Origin of the sequence: Aeromonas sp. 1HA1, assembly GCF_029237385.1 — a bacterium.
Classification (GTDB): Bacteria; Pseudomonadota; Gammaproteobacteria; order Enterobacterales; family Aeromonadaceae; genus Aeromonas; species Aeromonas popoffii.
Window position 1 is genome coordinate 1 of record NZ_JAACGC010000218.1, and the last position, 634, is coordinate 634.

General features: G+C 47.8%; 1 protein-coding gene. It reads left to right on the forward strand.

All coding sequences use genetic code 11. From position 1 onward, the window contains the following. A partial coding sequence (locus tag GWQ22_RS21760; protein ID WP_275931659.1) for a hypothetical protein occupies positions 1-634 on the forward strand: 634 nt, incomplete at both ends.

Here is a 634-nt window from a genome sequence, read left to right on the forward strand (position 1 = left end):
TCACTTATAGTGCGGTTAATGAAATTCGTGGCCTGTCTCAGCGTGCTGTTAATTCCGTTGAGGCGGCCCAGCAGTTTTTAAAAGAAATCTCAGAATATAATCGTGTTGCAAATTCAAGATTGGAAGGTGCCGAGCTTGTTGCGGCACGCTCTGAGCATTATCTTGAAGAGATAGCCAAGAACACGGGCGGTGGTTCTGAAGGTGATGGGCTGGGTTTGGAAAGGGAATATTGGGATAAGAAATTCGATGACATATTTGGTAAGTTTGATCGTGATGCTGCGACCTTATATGACATTCGTATGAATACTGGCAGTGTGATAGGTGAGATATTCGCAATTCATGGTGCGTTGGGTGCGAATGGCATGGCAGGCCAAGTTATGCAGATGAATGAAACCATGCAGAATTTGGCGGCTGCCATGTCTGGCGGTAGCATTGGAAGTAATACGGGTGGGACTACGGGCGGCGCTGATAAGTCATCGGAATACCTCAAGGAAATAAACGAGGTTATGGGTTACATGGCTAACGATGTGCGCATGCTCGCTGCGGCGTTGCCTGATGGCAGTGGTAATGGAAGTGGCAATGGTGGTGGGGATGGTTCTGGCGTGGATATTGATTATTCTAAAATGCCGGGCTC